The sequence below is a fragment of the Rhizobacter sp. P2_G4 genome (genome assembly GCF_056403575.1).
On sequence record NZ_JBFUFG010000018.1, the window covers coordinates 41,546 to 59,259 of the forward strand.

Annotated in this window: 16 protein-coding genes; 4 read left to right on the plus strand and 12 right to left on the minus strand. The window is 64.9% G+C overall.

What is annotated here, in order from left to right:
• Positions 1 to 113: 113 nt before the first annotated feature.
• The 10 genes from AC1DYS_RS31155 to kduI form a co-directional block, all read right to left on the minus strand.
• Positions 114 to 1,973: a pectate lyase family protein gene (locus AC1DYS_RS31155; RefSeq protein ID WP_477905815.1), complete on the minus strand. Its 1,860-nt coding sequence runs from the start codon at positions 1,971 to 1,973 to the stop codon at positions 114 to 116.
• A 17-nt stretch (positions 1,974 to 1,990) separates the two neighbouring features.
• A complete protein-coding gene (locus tag AC1DYS_RS31160; RefSeq protein WP_477905816.1) occupies positions 1,991 to 3,475 on the minus strand; it encodes a pectate lyase family protein in 1,485 nt (494 codons plus the stop codon).
• Positions 3,476 to 3,617: 142 nt separating this feature from the next.
• Entirely contained in the window at positions 3,618 to 5,042 is a 1,425-nt protein-coding gene (locus tag AC1DYS_RS31165; protein ID WP_477905818.1) for a pectate lyase family protein, read from the minus strand.
• Positions 5,043 to 5,170: 128 nt separating this feature from the next.
• Positions 5,171 to 6,322 carry an oligogalacturonate lyase family protein gene (locus tag AC1DYS_RS31170; RefSeq protein ID WP_477905820.1) on the minus strand — a complete coding sequence of 384 codons (1,152 nt, stop codon included), beginning with the start codon at positions 6,320 to 6,322 and terminating at the stop codon, positions 5,171 to 5,173.
• 117 nt (positions 6,323 to 6,439) lie between these two features.
• The gene (locus AC1DYS_RS31175; RefSeq protein WP_477905822.1) at positions 6,440 to 7,738 is read right to left on the minus strand and encodes an ABC transporter substrate-binding protein; all 1,299 of its coding nucleotides are present in this window, start codon (positions 7,736 to 7,738) and stop codon (positions 6,440 to 6,442) included.
• A gap of 49 nt (positions 7,739 to 7,787) precedes the next feature.
• Positions 7,788 to 8,918 carry an ABC transporter ATP-binding protein gene (locus AC1DYS_RS31180; RefSeq protein ID WP_477905823.1) on the minus strand — a complete coding sequence of 377 codons (1,131 nt, stop codon included), beginning with the start codon at positions 8,916 to 8,918 and terminating at the stop codon, positions 7,788 to 7,790.
• A gap of 6 nt (positions 8,919 to 8,924) precedes the next feature.
• Complete coding sequence (locus AC1DYS_RS31185) at positions 8,925 to 9,821, minus strand: carbohydrate ABC transporter permease (RefSeq protein ID WP_477905825.1); 897 nt, start codon at positions 9,819 to 9,821, stop codon at positions 8,925 to 8,927.
• Positions 9,818 to 10,702: a carbohydrate ABC transporter permease gene (locus AC1DYS_RS31190; protein ID WP_477905827.1), complete on the minus strand. Its 885-nt coding sequence runs from the start codon at positions 10,700 to 10,702 to the stop codon at positions 9,818 to 9,820. Before AC1DYS_RS31190 ends, AC1DYS_RS31185 begins: the two co-directional genes overlap by 4 nt.
• Before the next feature lie 147 nt (positions 10,703 to 10,849).
• On the minus strand, positions 10,850 to 11,611 hold the full coding sequence (gene kduD, locus AC1DYS_RS31195) for a 2-dehydro-3-deoxy-D-gluconate 5-dehydrogenase KduD (RefSeq protein WP_477905828.1): 762 nt from the start codon (positions 11,609 to 11,611) through the stop codon (positions 10,850 to 10,852).
• 38 nt (positions 11,612 to 11,649) lie between these two features.
• Entirely contained in the window at positions 11,650 to 12,486 is an 837-nt protein-coding gene (gene kduI, locus AC1DYS_RS31200) for a 5-dehydro-4-deoxy-D-glucuronate isomerase (protein WP_477905830.1), read from the minus strand.
• Between the two features lie 219 nt (positions 12,487 to 12,705).
• Between kduI and AC1DYS_RS31205 the strand changes: the two genes are divergently transcribed.
• Positions 12,706 to 13,038, plus strand: coding sequence for a cupin domain-containing protein (locus tag AC1DYS_RS31205; RefSeq protein ID WP_477905831.1), 333 nt, complete (start codon positions 12,706 to 12,708; stop codon positions 13,036 to 13,038).
• 170 nt (positions 13,039 to 13,208) lie between these two features.
• Entirely contained in the window at positions 13,209 to 14,231 is a 1,023-nt protein-coding gene (locus tag AC1DYS_RS31210; protein WP_477905833.1) for a porin, read from the plus strand.
• 19 nt (positions 14,232 to 14,250) lie between these two features.
• On the opposite strand, the gene AC1DYS_RS31215 is transcribed toward AC1DYS_RS31210, so the two are convergent.
• Together AC1DYS_RS31215 and AC1DYS_RS31220 are read right to left on the minus strand one after the other, a co-directional pair.
• Complete coding sequence (locus AC1DYS_RS31215) at positions 14,251 to 15,261, minus strand: alginate lyase family protein (RefSeq protein ID WP_477905835.1); 1,011 nt, start codon at positions 15,259 to 15,261, stop codon at positions 14,251 to 14,253.
• Between the two features lie 8 nt (positions 15,262 to 15,269).
• Positions 15,270 to 16,211 carry a sugar kinase gene (locus AC1DYS_RS31220; RefSeq protein WP_477905837.1) on the minus strand — a complete coding sequence of 314 codons (942 nt, stop codon included), beginning with the start codon at positions 16,209 to 16,211 and terminating at the stop codon, positions 15,270 to 15,272.
• A 159-nt stretch (positions 16,212 to 16,370) separates the two neighbouring features.
• Between AC1DYS_RS31220 and AC1DYS_RS31225 the strand changes: the two genes are divergently transcribed.
• Both AC1DYS_RS31225 and AC1DYS_RS31230 read left to right on the plus strand, forming a co-directional pair.
• Positions 16,371 to 17,339 carry a TRAP transporter substrate-binding protein gene (locus AC1DYS_RS31225; protein ID WP_477905839.1) on the plus strand — a complete coding sequence of 323 codons (969 nt, stop codon included), beginning with the start codon at positions 16,371 to 16,373 and terminating at the stop codon, positions 17,337 to 17,339.
• Positions 17,340 to 17,417: 78 nt separating this feature from the next.
• Positions 17,418 to 17,714, plus strand: a 297-nt coding sequence (locus AC1DYS_RS31230; RefSeq protein ID WP_477905841.1) for a TRAP transporter small permease, incomplete at its 3' end; no start/stop codon positions are given.

Genomic DNA, 17,714 nt, shown 5'->3' on the forward strand with positions numbered 1-17,714 from the left:
TCATCGGGTGGAGGAGGCGCTCGTGTCACAGAGGTGGCACGGCGCCTTGGATGTCCACCGCGAGGCGTCAGGCCTCACGGGTTGGTCTTTGCGGGGCCTCGCGGCCCCTCGGTTCACAACTTGCCGGGCCCGGCCGTGGTGCGGGTCGCGCTGCGCAGGTTGTCGGCGGGCTGCAGCGAGTAGCCGTACGGTGGCGTCCACAGCTGCTTGACCGGCAGGCTCGAGCAGCCTTGCAGCTCGACGCTGATCACCGCCGTCATCGGCTTGCCGTCGTCGCCCTTGTCACTGATGAAGCGGTGGCCCGAACTGCGGAAGCTGGTCGCCGTCTTGCCGTCGGCCAACTTGCCGCACACCTCCGCGGGCTTGAGCCCGACGAAGTCGTAGAAGTTGCTCTCCGAGATCACGTCGGCCTGGTAACGCACATTGAGTGCGGAGCCGAACTTCACGTCCGCGTCGTTGGTCGAGGTGCTGCCAGTGACGAGGTTGTTGTAGAGATGCACCTGCCCGAAGCGCGCCAGCGGCTGGCGCGAGCCGATGCTGTCCCACCAGTTGCCGGTGAAGGTGACATGCAGGCGCCCTGCATCGCTCCACGCGCGGCCCGAGTCGCCGTTGCCCACCAGCGTGAGCTTGTGGTGCTTGGCGAAGCGGCTGTTCGCCACGGTCACGTAGTCGGAGCCGCGCACGATGTCGAGCCCGCCGTCATGCCGGGTGTCGCTGGCCAGCGAGTCGGGCGTGTCGCCGTCGGTCACGCTCACGTGGTCGATCCACACCTGCTGGGCGCGCGAGATGGTGACGCCATCCATGTAGGCGTTGCCTGAGTCCTCGGGGTTCACGTCCCAGGGCGTGTCGATCTGCAGGTTGCGGATGATGACGTTGCGTGTCCAGGTCGGGTAGGCCTCGGGGTCCTTGCCCGCCGCCACCCAGGCCTTGAAGTCAGCCTCCGGGTCACCGCCTGCGGCCAGTGGCAGCTCTGCGCCGACCAGCACCTGCGTGCCCGTCAACCGCGCTGGCTGGCCGTTCACGTTGATGCCCACCAGCGTGGTGTTCGACGGGATCTGCAGCGAGCCGCCCTGCTTCTGGTCGAGGAAGCCGGTGTATTCGCGGAAGCTGCCGCTGTCCCAGCGGAAGTCGATGTGGCCGACGATGCGGATGATCTTCGGCTCGTTGCGCGCCGCATTGACGGCGGCCAGCAGCTGCTCCTTGTTGAACACGGTGTAGACGCGGCTCTTCGCCGCGTTCACACCGCCGGTCACCAGCACCGGCTTGTGCGCGGAGCCATTGCGTGCAAAGCCGTGCCAGCCGTTGGCGGGCGCGGTCTCGCACTCGAAGCCCAGCGCGCCGCCGGTGGGGTCGCCGTTGGCGAACTGCCAGGCGGGCAGTGCCGGCGCCGCGCGGTAGTTCGACGGGTCGTGCTTGCCGTCGATCGCCACCGCCGCGCTGTAGGTGCGCACACCCGCCAGCGCGTTGATCTGCGTGGTCGGCAGACCGGCCGTCAACGTGGCCGCATCCACCACGCCGGGGGGCATGCTGGGCGAGGCGCAGGCCTGGCCAGCTGGTGCGGGCGCTGGAGCTGGAGCTGGAGCTGGAGCTGGAGCTGGAGCTGGAGCTGGAGCTGGTGCCGGCGCGGGCGCGGGCGCGGGCGCGGGCGCTGGGGCTGGGGCTGGGGCTGGGGCTGGTGCAGGCGCTGACACCGTGGGACCCACGGCGCACTTCTTCGTCTTGCCGGGGTACGGGTCGCTGCCGAAGGTGGCGGTGGTGCAGGCGATGTCGCCCGAGAGGTTTTTGATCACCCATTGGTTGCTGATCCCGAACGACACCTGCCGCGTGGCCGTGCCGGCCTTGCAGGTGCCGCCTTCGTCGGCGCACTTCGAGAAGCCACTCGGCCAGTCGACAGCATAGGCCGGCAGGGCCATGCCGCCGAGTACGGCGGCCACGGCGCTGGACAGGAGGTGAACGCGTTGGATAGTCGTCATGATGCGGGCGGTCCTTCTCAGTTCACCGTCAGGTGACCAGGGCCAGCGCCGGGCACCACGTTCGCCTTGACCTGTGCAGCCGGGGTCGGGCTGTAGCTGTAGGGCACGGTCCAGTTCGCCGCGGCGAAGCTGCACGCGCTCGCCAGGTTCAGTGGATTGCCGTTGAGCAGCGAACCGGTGTCGCTGATGGCGCCGGTCTTGCTCGACGAGCCGGGGTTCTTCACCACGTCGGGGCAGCTGCTGGCACCAGCGATGTCGAACACGTTCTGCTCCGACTTCACCTGTGCCTTGTAGGCCACGCCCAGGCTGTACTGGTGCGCATAGACCGCATGCGACTTGCTGCCTTCGTAGTAGTTGCTGAACACATGCACCCGGCCGAAGCGAACGCGTGGGGCGCGCTCGGTGACGTTGGTGAAGTAGTTGTGGTGGAAGGTGACCGTGAGGTGGCCGTCGTCGGTGGTCTTGCTGTCGGACGATCCGATCAGGTTGTTCTTGTCGTGCTGGTCGAACACGTTGTAGCTGACGCTCACGTAGTCGGACCCGTTCTTCACGTCGAGCGCGCCGTCATGGCACTGCTTGAGCTTGCCGTTCTCGACGGGGAAGAGGTCGTCGGTCTTCGGGGCATCGGTGAACTTGTTGTGGTCGATCCACACGTTCTTCGAGCCCTCGACGGTGATGCCGTCGTACTCGGAGTTCCAGTTGCCGGCGGAGCCGTCGTTCGGGTCCCAGATAGGCGCGATGTCGCAGGGGTTCACGATCGTCAGGTTGCGCACGATCACGTTGCTGACGCTGCTGATCTTGATGGCCGCGTTGACGATCGTGGCCGTGGAGCCCATGCCGATCAGCGTGGTGTTGCTGGGCAGCTCGATGCGGTTGCGCGCGGCTTGGTCGGACGTGCTGGTGAAGGCACCGCCGTTGTCGGCCGAAGCCATGTCGATGGTGCCGTAGACCTTGATGATCTTGGCGTTGGTGCCGGCCTGGCTGAGTGCGTTCTTAAGCTGCGTGGGCGAGCTCACCTTGTAGACGTAGTTGGACGCCGCAGCTGAGCCACCGGTTGTGCCACTGCCCTGGCTGGCCCAGCCGTTGGCAGGGGCGACTTCGGTGCTGGCGTCAGCCGCCGGTGCCGGTGCCGGTGCCGGTGCCGGTGCCGGTGCCGGTGCCGGTGCCGGTGCCGGGGCGGGAGCAGGAGCAGGGCTTGGTGCGGGTGCTGGGCTTGGTGCAGGTGCAGGGCCAATGGCGCACTTCTTGGTCACACCGGGGTTCGGGTCAGACCCGAAGGTTGCGACGGTGCAGGCCACGTCGCCCGACAGGCTCTTGATGACCCACTTGTCCTTGATGCCGAACGACACCTGGCGTGTGCTCGTCCCGACCTTGCAGGTTCCGCCTTCGTCGGCGCACTTGGAGTAACCGCTCGGCCAGTCGACCGCGAATGCCGGGGCGGCGACGCCGCAAAGCAAGGCCGCAACGGCGCTGGCGACCAAGGTCTTTTGATTCGTCTGCATCACTTCTTCCTTCTATCTTTGATGGATGTGATCGGCGGGCGGCATCGCATGCCGCCCGCGCTCAGAGGAACCCGATGCGGGCACCTCTGACTCAATGAAGAACAAGGGCCCCGGCGTGACACCGCCAGGGCTGCCCAGGCCGTCAGTTGCAGCTCAGCTTGGCCAAGCCCTTGCCCGCACCGGCCACGGCCGCCAGACCTTGCTTCACGCACGCCGGGGTGTGCGGTGTGTAGCTGTAGGGGATGCCCACCGGGAAGGTGCTGGTGCTGACCCAGTCGGTGGCGTCACGCGTTGGCGACGACTCGCTGGCCACCCAGGTGATGCCGTAGGTCTTGAAGTCGGCAGGAACCTTGATGTTGTTGTTGCGCAGTTCCCAGTAGCCGATGGCGTCGCTGTCGCGCGAGGTGACGGGGTTCTGCGCGTTCTCGAAGTAGTTGGCTTCGATCAGCGAGTAGCCGCCCATGCGAATGTTGGCGCCCGAGGTGAGCACACCGCTGTACAGGTTGTTGTACAGGTGGGTGTAGCCACCGCGCTGCAGCGGCAGGCGCGATTTGACGTTCTGGTAGACGTTGTGGTGGAAGGTGATGTAACGATCGCTGGCGTCGCTGTCGCTGGAGCCGATCAGGCCGACCTTCTGGTGGTCATGGATGTGGTTGTAGGAGTAGGTGATGTGGTGAGCACCGGCCTTGCTGTCGATCAGGCCGTCGAACTCCAGGTCGCCTGCGCCAGAGCACTCTTTCGTGCTGCTGAACAGCGTGTTGTGGTCGACCCACACGTAGCCCGGGAACTTGCCGCTCTGGCCCTCGATGCCGATGGCGTCGATCGAGCCCGGCAGCAGGCCGATCGTCATGTTGCGGATGATGATGTTCTTGGCATCGGCCTTGATGGCCAGCCCGAAGTTGGCCGATGAGCCGTCAACCCCTTCGATCGTGACGTTGCTCTTGTTCTTGATCTCGACGACGGCGCCGGCGGGCTTTTGCCACTGGGCGCACGAATCGGTGATGGAGGCGAAGTTGAAGGTGCCGTTGTAACGAAGGACCAGGCCGCCGGTGCCTGTGTAGGCGTCGATGGCGGCCTGCATCTCGGCCGCGGTGCTGACGGTCTTGGCCGTGACGCTGCCGCCACCGGTGACCGAGCCAGCGAAGCCGGCGCTCTGGCTGCTAGGGGCTGGTGCCGGCGCGGGAGCTGGGGCCGGGGCGGGAGCAGGCGCCGGAGCTGGTGCAGGACTGGGGGCCGGGGCGGGAGCCGGTGCAGGCGCGGGAGCTGGTGCCGGTGCAGATGGACCCACCGCGCACTTCTTGGTCACACCCGGGTTCGGGTCAGACCCGAAGGTCGCGACCGTGCAGGCGAGGTTGCCCGACAGATTCTTGATGACCCATTTGTCCTTGATGCCGAACGACACCTGGCGCGTGGTCGTTCCTGCCTTGCAGGTTTCGCCCTCGTCTGCGCACTTCGAAAAGCCGCTCGGCCAGTCGACCGCGAAAGCCGGTGACACAGCGCCGCCGAGCATGGCGACGGCCGCGAACATGGAATGCAGGCGGACGCCCGCCTTGGTCTTGGATGTCATGTTGTCTCCTCGTGAGGTGGATAAAGTCGATAACGGCGAAGGGCCGCTGCGTTTTCCCCACCGCGAGGCGTCAGGCCTGCGGCTGTCCGGCAGTGCGGCGTTCATCGCGCCGCGCTGCCGGATGAATCTCAAAGATCAGCCAGATACATCGCGGGCTCGCCCTCGTGGTCCGAGGTGTAGAGCACCTGCTTCTGGTCAGGCGTGAATGACGGATGCGGATGCGTGACCTGGCGGTTGCCTTTGTAGACACGCCATGAGCTGTCGTGCCTGGCGATGCTGCGTTCGGTGCCGGCCTTCAAATCGAACAGGTGCAGGTACGGGTCGTTCTTGACCTGGTAGCCGCCGGTGTCGTCCACATCGGCGGGCGTCTCGCAGCCGTCGCCCACGAGCAGCGTGCCGTCGTGGTTGCTCATCAGGTGCGAGCACGGCGGCATGGCCGTGATCTGCGTGGTCTTCAGGTTCACCGGGTCGAGCGACCAGATGTAGCGTTCCTTGTGGCCCTTGAGGTACGACACGTAGATCATGGCCGAGCCATCGGGCACCCAGAACTCGTGCGTGCAGCTCTCGCCTTCGGCGTGCTCCTTGCCGCAGCGCACGTTCGTTCCGTCTTCGTTGCAGAACCACATGCGCGCGTCGATCAGGTCGTGCGGGCCTTCGTGGCAGAAGGCCACGGTGTTGTCGTCGAAGGGACGGTACTGGGGGTGGCCCAGCCAGCCGTCGATTTCGTGGATGACTTCGCGCGCACCGGTGGCGAGGTCGATGCGGATCATCCGGCAGCGCGGCTTGGCGAAGAACATGTCGCGGAACTTCTGCCAGTCCGAGAGCGGGAACCAGTCGGTCTTGCGGATCTCGATGCCCACCATCTTGGTACAGGCCGAGTTGGCCACCCAGGTGCCGTAGCCGACCCAGTCGTCGGGCACCACGTAGACCACTTCTTCGGCCAGCGTGGTGACGTTCAGGCGGATCAGCTTGCGCTCGGCGCGCACGAAGTAGAGGTGCTTGTCATCGGGGCTCAGAAAGCCGCCGAATGTGTTCTCCCCGGCCTGGTCGGTCAGCTGCGTGGCGCTCTGGGTGTCGAGGTCCAGCAGGTGATAGTTCCAGCTTGTGCCGGGGCCGAACTCGGCGCCGAACACCAGCTTGCGGCCGTCATTGGTGAAGCACTTCTGATAGAAATAGTTGCGGTGGCAGGTCACGTCGGTGGGCGTGAGCCGGGTCACGCGCGCACCGGTGTCGCGGTCTGCAGTGGTGTGGAAGGCAAGCTGTCGAACGGTGGACTTCATGGCAGTGCGGTGGTGGAAAACAGCGTCGAATAAAAATGCCGGCTCGGCTGCCCGAGCCGGCGAATAGGTCTGCGTCGCAATGTGACTCTCTCTTGCAGCCCTAGGAAATCATGTGCATCACTTGATGCGCTGGAGCAGGGTGTTGCCCTCGCTGAACAGGCGCTTGGCAGCCTCTTGCTCGCTGACCTTGTTGTAGGCCACCGTCTCGAAGACTTCGCGCATGAACTTCTGAAAGCGGGCGTTCTCGAACAGCGGTGACGGCAGGTCGATCTGGCCGGCGTCCTTGAGCTTCTTGATCTGCAGGTAGGCCTTCAGGTCGTTGCCCTTCAGCGTGTCGCTGCGGATCAGCGCGCGGAACTGCGCATCGGCCGACGGCACCCCACGCGTGAGACCCAGAATCGCGCCCGCATCCACATCGGTCAGGATGTAGTTGAGGAACTTGGCCGCGGCCTCGGGGTGCTTGGTTTTTTTGCTGACCGCGAACATCAGCGTCGGGCGACCGAACATGCCGGAGTTCTTGGCGTTGGGCAGCATCAGGAACTCGCCCACGTCCAGCTTCTGGTCCTTGTTGAGCGTGCTGTTGCGCACGCCGATGGTCGAGTCCCAGGTGTAGTTGCCGGCCCAGTTGCCGACCACCCAGTCCTGCTGCTGCTCGGTGGGCTTCTCGGCACCGCCGAGCGAGGCGCGCAGCGGCAGCGGCACGGCGGTGTGGTTGGTGGCCAGCTTCTTGTACAGCTGCACCCATTCGAGCACTGCGGCTTCGCTCATCGCCACCTTGGGTGCGGTCGGGCTCACATAGGGCGTGCCGTACTTCTGCTGGATGTAAGCCTGCGTCAGCAGCAGCATGTCGTACAGCTCGCCGTCGATCGCGTAGGCCTTGTCGCCGGCCTTCTGCTGGAACACCGGGCCCGAGGCCTGCAGCTGCTCCCAGGTGGTCGGCATGGGCAGGCCCACGCGGTCCCAGGCCGCCTTGTTCCACAGCATCACCCGCGCGGTGAACGACGCAGGCAGCGCGTTGAGCTTGCCGTTCATCACGCCGGTCTTGATGTCGGCATCACTGAACTGGTTCAGCGTGAGCAGGCTCTTCTGCTTGTTGAGGTCGTAGAAGCCCTCACCCGTCTTGGAGAACTGGGTGATCCACGCCCAGTTGATCTGCATCAGGTCGGGCTCTGAGCCGCCGGCGATCTGGGTCGACAGGCGCTCCAGGTAACCCTGGAAGCCCATGTACTCGGCCTTGATCTTGATGCCGGGGTTCTTGGCCTCGAAAGCGGCGATGGCTTTCAGCGTGGCCTCGTGGCGGGCGCCTGCGCCCCACCATGAAAAGCGCAGGGTGGCGTCTTCTGCACGGGCCATCGGTGCGGCCAGCAGAGAGGCGGCCAGTGCTGCGCCTGCGAGCAGGCTGGTACGTCGGTTCATCTTGGTTGTCTCCGAAATCGGTATGTTGGTTTTGAGGTCGAGCCGCGCGTCACAACAGCAGGTTGGCGCCGGTCTCGGAATCGAAGGCGTGGCACAGGCCCATCTGGAATCCGAAGGTGTGGCGTTCACCGCGCCCCTTTAGCTCGATGCCACAGAGTTGGTCGGCTGGAACCCGGCACGTGAAAGGCACGCCGCCCAGGTCGAAGTGCACGAACACCTCGCTGCCCATGTGTTCGACGAAGCGCACCGTGCCCTCCGCCAGCGTGACCTGCACGTCCTTGGCCTGGCCGGCGGTGATCTGCTCGGGGCGGATGCCCAGCTTCACCGGCTTGCCCATCATGTGGCGCAGGCGTGCGCCCTTGGCCTCGGGTATCGGCAGCAGCGTGCCGCCGATGGCGAGCGCGACGCCGGCGCCCGCCTCGGTGACGATGCCGTCGCGCAGGTTCATTTCGGGCGAGCCGATGAAGCCGGCCACGAACGAATTGGCCGGCCGGTCGTACAGCGCGGTGGGCGTGTCGACCTGCTGGATGGTGCCGTCTTTCAGCACGCAGATGCGCTCACCCATGGTCATGGCCTCGACTTGGTCGTGCGTCACGTAGACCACGGTGGAGGGCTTGCCCTGCTCGCGCAGCGTGCGGTGCAGTTCGGTCAGGCGCACACGCATCGAGGCGCGCAGCTTGGCGTCCAGGTTGGACAGCGGCTCGTCGAACAGGAACACCTCCGGGCGCTTGACGATCGCGCGGCCCACGGCCACGCGCTGCGCCTGACCGCCCGACAGCTGCTTCGGGTAGCGCTCGAGCAGGTGGTCCATCTCGAGCAGCCTGGCGGCTTCGCGCACGCGGCTGTCGATCTCGGCCTTCTTGGTGCCGGCCAGCTTCAGGCCGAAAGCCAGGTTGTCGTAGACCTTCATGTGCGGGTACAGCGCGTAGTTCTGGAACACCATCGCAATGCCACGCTGCTTGGGCGCGAGGTTGTTCACCACGGTGTTGCCGATCTGCAGCTCACCACCGCTGATGCCTTCGAGGCCGGCGATCATGCGCAGCACCGTGCTCTTGGCGCAGCCCGAGGGGCCGACGAAGACCATGAACTCTCCGTCGCGCACCTGGAGGTCGATGCCGTGCACCGCCTTGAATCCGTTGGGGTAGACCTTTTCGATCTTCTTGAGGCTCAGTTGTGCCATGGCAATTCAACCCTTGATGCCGCTGGACGCAGCACCTTCAATGAAGTGACGTTGGGCCGCGAAGAACACGGCAATGGAGGGCAGCAGCGCGACGACCGAGATCGCGATGACGCTGGCCCACTCGACTTCCTCGGTCGCGCCGATGCTCATCTTCAGAGCCAGCGACACCGGGTATTTCTCGACGGTGGAGAGATAGATCAGCGGACCCATGAAGTCATTCATGGTCCAGATGAACTGGAAGACGACGACCGAGATGATGGCCGGCTTGAGCAGCGGCACGATGATGTGCCACAGCAGCTGGAGCGCGTTGCAGCCGTCGATCTGCGCAGCCTCTTCCATGTCGCGTGGAATGCCGCGCAGGAACTGCACCAGCATGAACACGAAGAAGGTGTCGGTTGCGAAGGCCGAGGGCACGATCAGCGGCGCGTAGGTATCGAGCCAGCCGAACTCCTTGAACATCAGGTACTGCGGAATGCGCAGGATGATGTGCGGCAGCATCATCGTGCCGACCATGATGGAGAACAGCAGCTTCTTGCCGGTGAACTCGAAGCGCGCGAAGGCATAGGCCACCAGCACGCACGAGATCACCGTCACGATGATGCGCGGGATGATGATCAGGAACGAGTTCAGGAAGTACGTTGCGAAGGTGTATTCGGTGCTGGTCTTCCAGCCCTTGGCGTAAGCCGTCAGGTCGAAGTGCGAAGGCCAGAAGCCCACCTCGCTGAATATCTCGGAGTTGCTCTTGAACGAAGCACCGACCAGCCAGATCATCGGGTAGAGCATGGTGATGCCCACCGCGATCAGGATGGCGTAGCGCATGCCGGCGCTGGCGCGCTCGCGGCGCAGTGTGCGCGCCGCCTCGTCGTTGCTGGCGACCGTCTCGCGTGAAAGTACTGCGCTCATCGCTTCTGCTCCTTCTCACCCGAGTAGAAGACCCAGTACTTGGAGCTCCAGAACGAAATGGCCGAGAGCGACACCACCAGCGCGAACATCACCCAAGACAACGCACTGCCGTAGCCGAGGTTGAAGAACTTGAAGCTCTGGTCGTAGATGTAGAGCGACAGCAGGTAGGTGGCGTGCAGCGGGCCTCCTTCGGTCACCATGTACGGACCGTTGAATTCCTGGAAGGCATGCACCGTCTGCATGATCAGGTTGAAGAAGATCACCGGCGTGATCAGCGGCACCGTGATGCGGAAGAACTGCTGCATCTTCGAGGCACCGTCGATCTCGGCTGCTTCGTACAGCGACTGCGGCACGTTCTGCAGCGCGGCCAGGAAGATCACCATCGCCGAGCCGAACTGCCAGGTGTTGAGCAGCACGATGGTCCACATCGACCAGCTCTCGTCGGCCAGCCACAGCACCGGCTCGATGCCGAACTTGCCGAGCACGATGTTGACCAGGCCGTGCTGCGAGAAGATGAAGCGCCACAGCACGCTGACCGCGATCGAGCCACCCAGGATGGACGGCAGGTAGAAGGCCGAGCGGAAGAAGTTGATGCCGCGCAGCTTGAAGTTCAGCACGTGCGCGATGAACAGCGCGAAGGCCAGGCGCATCGGCACCGTCAGCGCCACGAAGGCCAGGGTCACACCCAGGGACTTGTGGAACAGCGGATCCTTGACCAGCTCCTGGTAGTTCTCCATCCCCACGAACTGGGGCGGACTGATGATGTCGTATTGGGAAAAGCTGAGCGCGAAGCTCATCACGAACGGAAACAGCTTGAAGCCGAGCACGCCCAGGACGAAGGGCAGCACGAACAAAAAGCCGATTCGCTTGTTCTCGTACATAGAAAGGTCTCCTGCGGCCACAGGCTCAGGCCCGTGTGCCTTGTGGACTGGCAGGCGCTGCAGTGCGCGGCCAGCTTGTCTCCAGACGCGTGCTTGCCGCGCCCCCATTGACGCCCGTCTAAGGCGCCTCACCCGTGATGGATCAGCTCAGCGTGCGAGCCAGCCGCCGTCCACGGCCACCGTGTAGCCGTTGACGTAGTCGGACGCCTTCGAAGCGAGGAACACCACCGGCCCGGCCAGGTCGTCCTGCGTGCCCCAGCGGCCCGCCGGAATGCGATCGAGGATGGCGGAGCTGCGGCCTTCGTCGGCACGCAGGGCCGCGGTGTTGTTGGTGGCCATGTAGCCCGGCGCGATCGCGTTCACGTTGATGCGGTGCGTGGCCCATTCGTTGGCCATCAGGCGGGTGATGCCCATCACGCCGCTCTTGGAGGCGGTGTACGAGGGCACGCGCACGCCGCCCTGGAAGGACAGCATCGAGGCCACGTTGATGATCTTGCCGCCGTTGCCCTGGGCAATGAACTGGCGCGCCACGGCTTGCGAGAAGAAGAAGACGGTCTTGACGTTGATGTTCATCACGTCGTCCCAGTCGCGCTCGCTGAACTTGAGCGCGTCTTCGCGGCGGATGATGCCGGCGTTGTTGACCAGGATGTCCACATGCCCGGCCACGCCGACGGCCTGCTTGATCAGGCCGTCAATGCAGCCGATCTCGCCGAGGTTGGCCCGCAAGTCGAGGAAGCGGCGGCCTAGGCCTTCGACCTGCGCGATGGTTTCCTTGGGCTCGGTGACATTGACGCCGACGATGTCGGCACCGGCTTGCGCAAGCGCGCGCGCCATGCCCTGGCCCAGGCCGGTGTCGCATCCGGTGACGATGGCGACCTTGCTCTGGAGGTTGAAGCTGTCGAGGATCATGAATTCAGTCTTGGAAGTTCGAGGAGTGGCGGCAGCGATCAGCGCAGGGCGGTCATGGGCACGTGGTCCATGTCCTTGAACACCTGGTTCTCACCCACCATGCCCCAGATGAAGGTGTAGGCCTGGGTGCCCACGCCGGAGTGGATCGACCAGCTCGGCGAGATCACCGCCTGCTCGTTGCGCACGACGATGTGACGCGTCTCCTGCGGCTGGCCCATCATGTGGAAGACCACGCCGTTGGAGTCCATGTTGAAGTAGAAGTACACCTCCATGCGCCGGTCGTGCTGGTGGCACGGCATGGTGTTCCACAGGTTGCCTTCTTCGAGCTGCGTCATGCCCATCAGCAGCTGGCAGGTGGGCAGCACGTCGGGCACGATGAACTTGTGGATGGTGCGGCGGTTGCTGGTCTTGGCGTCGCCCAGCGTTTCGGGCGAGGCTTCCGACAGGTTGATCTTCTTGTGCGGGTAGGCGGTGTGAGCCGGCGCGCAATTGAAGTAGAGCTTGGCGGGGTTGGCCGAATCGACGCTGCGGAATTCCACCGCCTTGGCACCCTGGCCGATATAGAGCGCCTCTTTCGGGGCGACCTCGAAGGTCTTGCCGTCCACCACCACCAGAGCGCCGCCGCCGATGTTGATCAGGCCGAGTTCGCGGCGCTGCAGGAAGAAGTCGGTGCCGGTGTGCTTGCCCAGCTCGGGCGAGAAGGTCACGGCCTTCGTGACCGGCTGGATGCCGCCCACGATGATCCGGTCGATCTGGCTGTAGGTCAGGGTGACCTGGTCTGGCTCGAAGATGTTCTCGACCAGGAACTGCTGGCGCAGGCCGGTGGTGTCGAGAGTCTTGGCGTGCTCGCTGTGAACGGGCTGGCGAATTTCCATGAGGTGGCTCCAGGTTGCGGCGGCTTCAGCTTGCGTCAGTTCCAGTCCGTGGCGTCGATGTAACGACCTTGTAAGGACTTTCCCGGAATCTGAGTTCTTTCTGAGTGAACCGCTGTTTCAATAATTTATTGTTGACTCTATAGTACACACAAATCGCGGTTTCACAAGATCTTTAGGCCTTCGGGTCATCCCCTACAACACCGCGATGGAGGAGCAAAAATGAGCACGTATTTCGACCAAGAAGCGACGCCCTGGACAGAGCTGGGAGACGGCATCCGCCGCAAGATAGTTGGCTACACGCCCGAGCTGATGTCTGTACTGGTCCAGTTCGACAAAGGCGCCATCGGCACACCGCACTCGCATGTCCTTCACGACCAGATCGCCTATGTGATCAGCGGCTCGTTCGAAGCCGAAGTGAATGGCGTCAAGAAGGTGCTTCGCACCGGCGACGCGTTCATCGCACCCAAGCACCACACGCATGGCGTGGTCGCACTGGAAACGAACAGCACGCTGCTCGACCAGTTCTCGCCCCAGCGAGACGACTACCTCTAGAGATCACTTATGGGTGGTGCGCACCTGCCGAGCGCCCCGTCCCTTTTCCCCTCAGCGCCCTCCGCCGCGCTTCTCGCCAACCCCTGGGTCGGTCGCTTGATCGCGCCGCCCCGATGCGGCCTGCCGCCTGCGCGACAGGCGCGCCGCGCACACACAACTTGGAGACTTATATGAAGCATTTGAAATTGGCCCTGGTGCCCGCGGCGCTGGCGGTGCTGTCCACAGCAGCATCTGCCCAGATGGTGATCTCGGGCCGCCTGGACATGGGCGTGCTGAACGCACCGATCGACCTGAGCAAGAACACCGACAAGAACTGGCAGGTCGCAGAGAGCTCGAATGCGCGCCTGAACTTCTCAGGCCGTGAAGACCTGGGTGGCGGCCTGACCGCCTTCTTCATGATCGAGCACCGCTTCAACGCCGACACCGGCGCCATCACCGACACCACCGCGTTCTGGAAAGACAAGTCGTGGGTGGGCCTGGACAGCAAGGCCTTCGGTGAAGTGAAGATCGGCCGCGTGCACTCGCCGCAGTACGGCCTGGGTGTGGCCGGCCGCTACGAAGCCTTCTTCGGTGACAGCTACGCCTCCATGGGCACGCGCGGCGCCCGCTCGGCCAACCAGTGGAACAACTCGGTCTACTACACCACGCCCTCGTTCGGTGGCGTCAATGCCGGCCTGATCATGGCGGCCGGTGAAAGCACCCGCACGCGCGGCGAAGGCGGCCACCTGATGTACGCCAGCGGTCCGCTGTCGATGGCGGTCACGTACCAGAAGGAACAGGACACGGTGTCCAACGTCGTCGGCGATGCACTGAAGACCGTCACCTTCGGCGCCTACTACGACTTCGGTGTGGCCCGTGTCATGACGACGTACGCACGTTCGACCGACCTGAACATCACCAACACCGGCCGTGAAGTGGTCTACACCGTGGGCGCACGCGTGCCCATCGGTTCGGGCGAGTTCCGCACCTCGTACCGCAAGATCGACGACACCAACCGCACGGCCAAGGGCAACGCGGCAGGCGACCAGGATTCGACTCGCTTCGCACTGGGCTACGCCTACTTCCTGAGCAAGCGCACGTCGATCAACCTGTCGCTGGTGCGCGAAAACCAGGAGCGCTTCAACGCCAACGGCTCGACCAAGACCGACTTCTCCGGCACCGGCTGGGAAAGCGCTCTGCGCGTGATGTTCTAGGACCAGCTCGGCGCGGCGCTCACCACGGGCGCCGTGCCATCAGCGAGAGGTCACCGCCCAGCGTGGGAACGCTGGGCACCCCCGCCAGCCAGGGCGCAATGCGCTCCGGCTGGCGGTCTCGTTTCTGCCACAGCGCCAGCCACGCCAGCGTGCTGCCGCTCGGCATTTCTTGTGCCTGGGTCGAGAACGCCGCGGGCGCTTGCAGTCCTTGCAAGATCGCGTCGACCAGGCGTTGCAGGCGGTCGGCCGCATCGCCTTGCGCCAACCAGTCGTCGCCCTTGCTGCGCGACAAAGCCGCCATCACGACAAGGGGGCCGGCAGTGAAGGCGTGGTAGTGCAAGGCACGTGCGCCGCGAGCCATCTCCATCGGCAACCGGCCCTGTGCATCGATCTCGTTCAGCGTGTCGGTGAACACGCGGTGCGCCCGCGCCCACCGCACGTTGTCGCCCTGGGCCAGCGCCGTGGCAGCGAGCGCGAGGCCGGCCCAGGTGTAGTGGTTGTTGCGTTTGTGCGCACTGGGATGGCCGGCGGCGTCTTCCCAGAAGACCCACATCGCATCGGCCACATGGCCCAGCCAGGGCTCGATGACGGCGCGCTGGGCCTCGCTCGCAGCAGGCTTGAGCTTCAGGTACGCGAGCGCCAGCCCGGCCAGCAGCCACTTGCGTTCGTACTCGGCCTGCTGGCCTTGCGAGGGCCCGACCATGCGCCCGAGCAGCGCACCGCCTTTCGCCCAAACCACGAGCCCATCGAGCGCGCACTCGGCTGCCGTGCGGTCACCTTGCCCCTGCCCTTTCCCGTGAAAGCGATCGGCATCACGCGACACCTCGGCGAGAAAGCGCCGCCCGAGCGCCGTGCTCTCGCGGTTCTGTGCCTGCAAGCCGGCCGACACCTCGGAGTGCTTCGCATCGGTGTAATAGCCGTTCGCCACCACGTCGACCTGCGGTGCAGGCCACGCCGGGCAGGCTGCGCGGGACAGCAGCGGAACCAGCGGCAGGCCGCACGCCACAAGCACCCACGGGGCGCGCCTCATCGGGCAGTTCAACCCGTCATCAATTCGGCCATGGCCTCGCGCGGGATCAGCGCCCCGCGGTGCTGGATCACCTGCGCCGCCAGCCGGTTGCCCAGCGTTGCGGCCTCTTGCGTGCTGCCGCCGCTCAGGCGCACTGCCAGGTAGCCGGCCGCGAAGGAGTCGCCAGCGGCCGTGGTATCGACCACGCGTGGCACCGGCTCGGTGGGCACTTCTCGCAACGGTTCGCCGTCACGCCGCACGAGGGTCGGCGCGGCACCGCGCTTCACCACCACCTCGGCGCAGGGCAGCGAGAGGCTGTGCGAGATCGCAGCGTCCAGCGTCGGCAGGCCTTGCACCGCCTGCTCGTCATCGGCCGTGACCAGCGCGATGCTGGCCAGGGCATAAGCCTCGGCAAACCAGTCGCGCGCGACCAGGCGGTCGGGCCACAGGCGCGGGCGGTAGTTGTTGTCGAACACCACGGTGCCGCCTTGCGTGCGCAAGCGCGCCATCGCGGCGATCAGACGCTCGCGGCCCGCCGGTGGAAGGATGGCCAGGCTGATGCCGCTCAGGTACAGCGCATCCAACGATGGCAGCGCCTGCTCCAGCGGCGTGAGGGCCGCATCGAAATAGGCTTTGGCTGCACTCGTGTCACGCCAGTAGCTGAAGCTGCGCTCGCCCTTGTCGTCGACCTCGATGAGATAGAGCCCCGGCATACGCCCCGGCAGCCGCTGCACCAGGTCGACCCCCACGCCTTCGGCCTGCCAGCGCTCGACAAGGCCGGTGCTGAAGCGGTCGTCGCCTAACGCCGTGGCGTAGTGCGCTTCGATGCCGCGCGAGGCGCCGCAGCGCGACAGGTAGACCGCCGTGTTCAAGGTGTCGCCACCGAAGCTTTGCTGCATGGCGCCGAAGGCCTGTCCCTGCAGTTCGAGCATGCATTCGCCAAACAAGGCGACCCGCTTTCGCGTGTTCATGGAATCCACCTAGTGAACTTGAAACATTGTTTCGATATTCTATTCATCATGTCCCGATTTTTGATATCGGGTCGACCCCAGGACGCCAAGTCCGCGCCGAGCCTGAAGTTTTTGCCCGGCGCCACACCCAATGCCATACATCCCGTACCCGGAGACACGATGACCCCTTCCCGCAAGCTGCTGGCCGCGCTGTCCGTTGCCGGCCTCGCCGCCACCGCGCACGCCACCGACTTTCGCTCCACCGACATCCACCCCGACAACTACCCCACCGTGCTCGCGGTCAAGCACATGGGCGAGACGTTGTCCAAGCTCACCAACGGCAAGCACAGCATCAAGGTCTTCAACAACAGCGCGCTGGGGGCCGAGAAGGACACCATCGAGCAGACCAAGATCGGCGCCATCGCCATGACGCGCGTGAACATCGCGCCGATGAACAACATCTGCCCGGCCACGGTCGTGCCGACGATGCCCTTTCTGTTCCGCTCCAAGCAGCACATGCGCGCCGTGCTCGACGGGCCCATCGGCGAAGAGATCCTGAAGAGCTGTGAAGCGCAAGGCTTCGTCGGCCTGGCCTATTACGACAGCGGCGCCCGCTCGATGTACACGGTGAAGAAGCCGATCAGGACCTTGGCCGATGCCAAGGGCTTGAAGGTGCGCGTGCAGCAGTCCGACCTGTGGGTTTCGCTGCTCGAAGCGATGGGCGCGAACGCCACGCCCATGCCCTTCGGCGAGGTCTATACCGCGTTGAAGACCGGTTTGGTCGATGCCGCCGAGAACAACTATCCGTCGTATGAAAGCTCGCGCCACTTCGAGGTGGCCAAGTACTACTCGAAGACCGAACACTCGATGGCGCCGGAGGTGCTGCTGTTTTCGAAGAAGGTGTTCGACGGCCTGAGCCCCGAAGACCAGAAGGCCCTGCGCCAGTCGGCCAAGGAGTCGGTGCCCTACATGCGCAAGCTGTGGGATGAGCGCGAAGAAACCTCGCTCGCCACGGTGAAGGCCGCTGGCGCCGAGATCATCGAAGTCGACAAGGCTTCGTTCCAGGCGGCGATGAAGCCGGTGTACGACAAGTTCCTGTCCGACCCGAAGCTGAAGGATCTGGTCAAGCGCATCCAGGACACGAAGTAAGACTGAACTGTCCCGCGGCGGCCTGTGCCGCCGCCGTGCGCGCGGCGCCCTGCGGCCCGCGCCCTTCAAGGAACTCTGATGTACACGAAGTTTTGCGCGGCCACCGCCAAGCTGTGCCTGCGCGTGGGCGTGGCCGGCCTGGTGCTGCTGCTGCTGGCGGTGCTGTGGCAGGTGTTCGGCCGCTACGTGCTGAACAACACCCCCACCTGGGCCGAGAGCCTGGCCTTGCTGCTGGTGCTGTACGTCACCATGCTCGGCTGCGCGGTCGGCGTGCGCGATGCCGGCCACATCGGCATGGAGCTGCTCGGGCCGCTGTTGCCTGAGCGCTTCGTGCTGCCCATCGCCATCCTCATCCACCTGCTCACGCTGGTGTTC

What these genes read in the sequence shown, in the direction of transcription:
- AC1DYS_RS31155 (WP_477905815.1), bottom strand. Translation starts at nt 1,973, where the DNA reads ATGACGACTATCCAACGCGTTCACCTCCTGTCCAGCGCCGTGGCCGCC.
- AC1DYS_RS31160 (WP_477905816.1), bottom strand. Translation starts at nt 3,475, where the DNA reads ATGCAGACGAATCAAAAGACCTTGGTCGCCAGCGCCGTTGCGGCCTTG.
- AC1DYS_RS31165 (WP_477905818.1), bottom strand. Translation starts at nt 5,042, where the DNA reads ATGACATCCAAGACCAAGGCGGGCGTCCGCCTGCATTCCATGTTCGCG.
- AC1DYS_RS31170 (WP_477905820.1), bottom strand. Translation starts at nt 6,322, where the DNA reads ATGAAGTCCACCGTTCGACAGCTTGCCTTCCACACCACTGCAGACCGC.
- AC1DYS_RS31175 (WP_477905822.1), bottom strand. Translation starts at nt 7,738, where the DNA reads ATGAACCGACGTACCAGCCTGCTCGCAGGCGCAGCACTGGCCGCCTCT.
- AC1DYS_RS31180 (WP_477905823.1), bottom strand. Translation starts at nt 8,918, where the DNA reads ATGGCACAACTGAGCCTCAAGAAGATCGAAAAGGTCTACCCCAACGGA.
- AC1DYS_RS31185 (WP_477905825.1), bottom strand. Translation starts at nt 9,821, where the DNA reads ATGAGCGCAGTACTTTCACGCGAGACGGTCGCCAGCAACGACGAGGCG.
- AC1DYS_RS31190 (WP_477905827.1), bottom strand. Translation starts at nt 10,702, where the DNA reads ATGTACGAGAACAAGCGAATCGGCTTTTTGTTCGTGCTGCCCTTCGTC.
- kduD (WP_477905828.1), bottom strand. Translation starts at nt 11,611, where the DNA reads ATGATCCTCGACAGCTTCAACCTCCAGAGCAAGGTCGCCATCGTCACC.
- kduI (WP_477905830.1), bottom strand. Translation starts at nt 12,486, where the DNA reads ATGGAAATTCGCCAGCCCGTTCACAGCGAGCACGCCAAGACTCTCGAC.
- AC1DYS_RS31205 (WP_477905831.1), top strand. Translation starts at nt 12,706, where the DNA reads ATGAGCACGTATTTCGACCAAGAAGCGACGCCCTGGACAGAGCTGGGA.
- AC1DYS_RS31210 (WP_477905833.1), top strand. Translation starts at nt 13,209, where the DNA reads ATGAAGCATTTGAAATTGGCCCTGGTGCCCGCGGCGCTGGCGGTGCTG.
- AC1DYS_RS31215 (WP_477905835.1), bottom strand. Translation starts at nt 15,261, where the DNA reads ATGAGGCGCGCCCCGTGGGTGCTTGTGGCGTGCGGCCTGCCGCTGGTT.
- AC1DYS_RS31220 (WP_477905837.1), bottom strand. Translation starts at nt 16,211, where the DNA reads ATGAACACGCGAAAGCGGGTCGCCTTGTTTGGCGAATGCATGCTCGAA.
- AC1DYS_RS31225 (WP_477905839.1), top strand. Translation starts at nt 16,371, where the DNA reads ATGACCCCTTCCCGCAAGCTGCTGGCCGCGCTGTCCGTTGCCGGCCTC.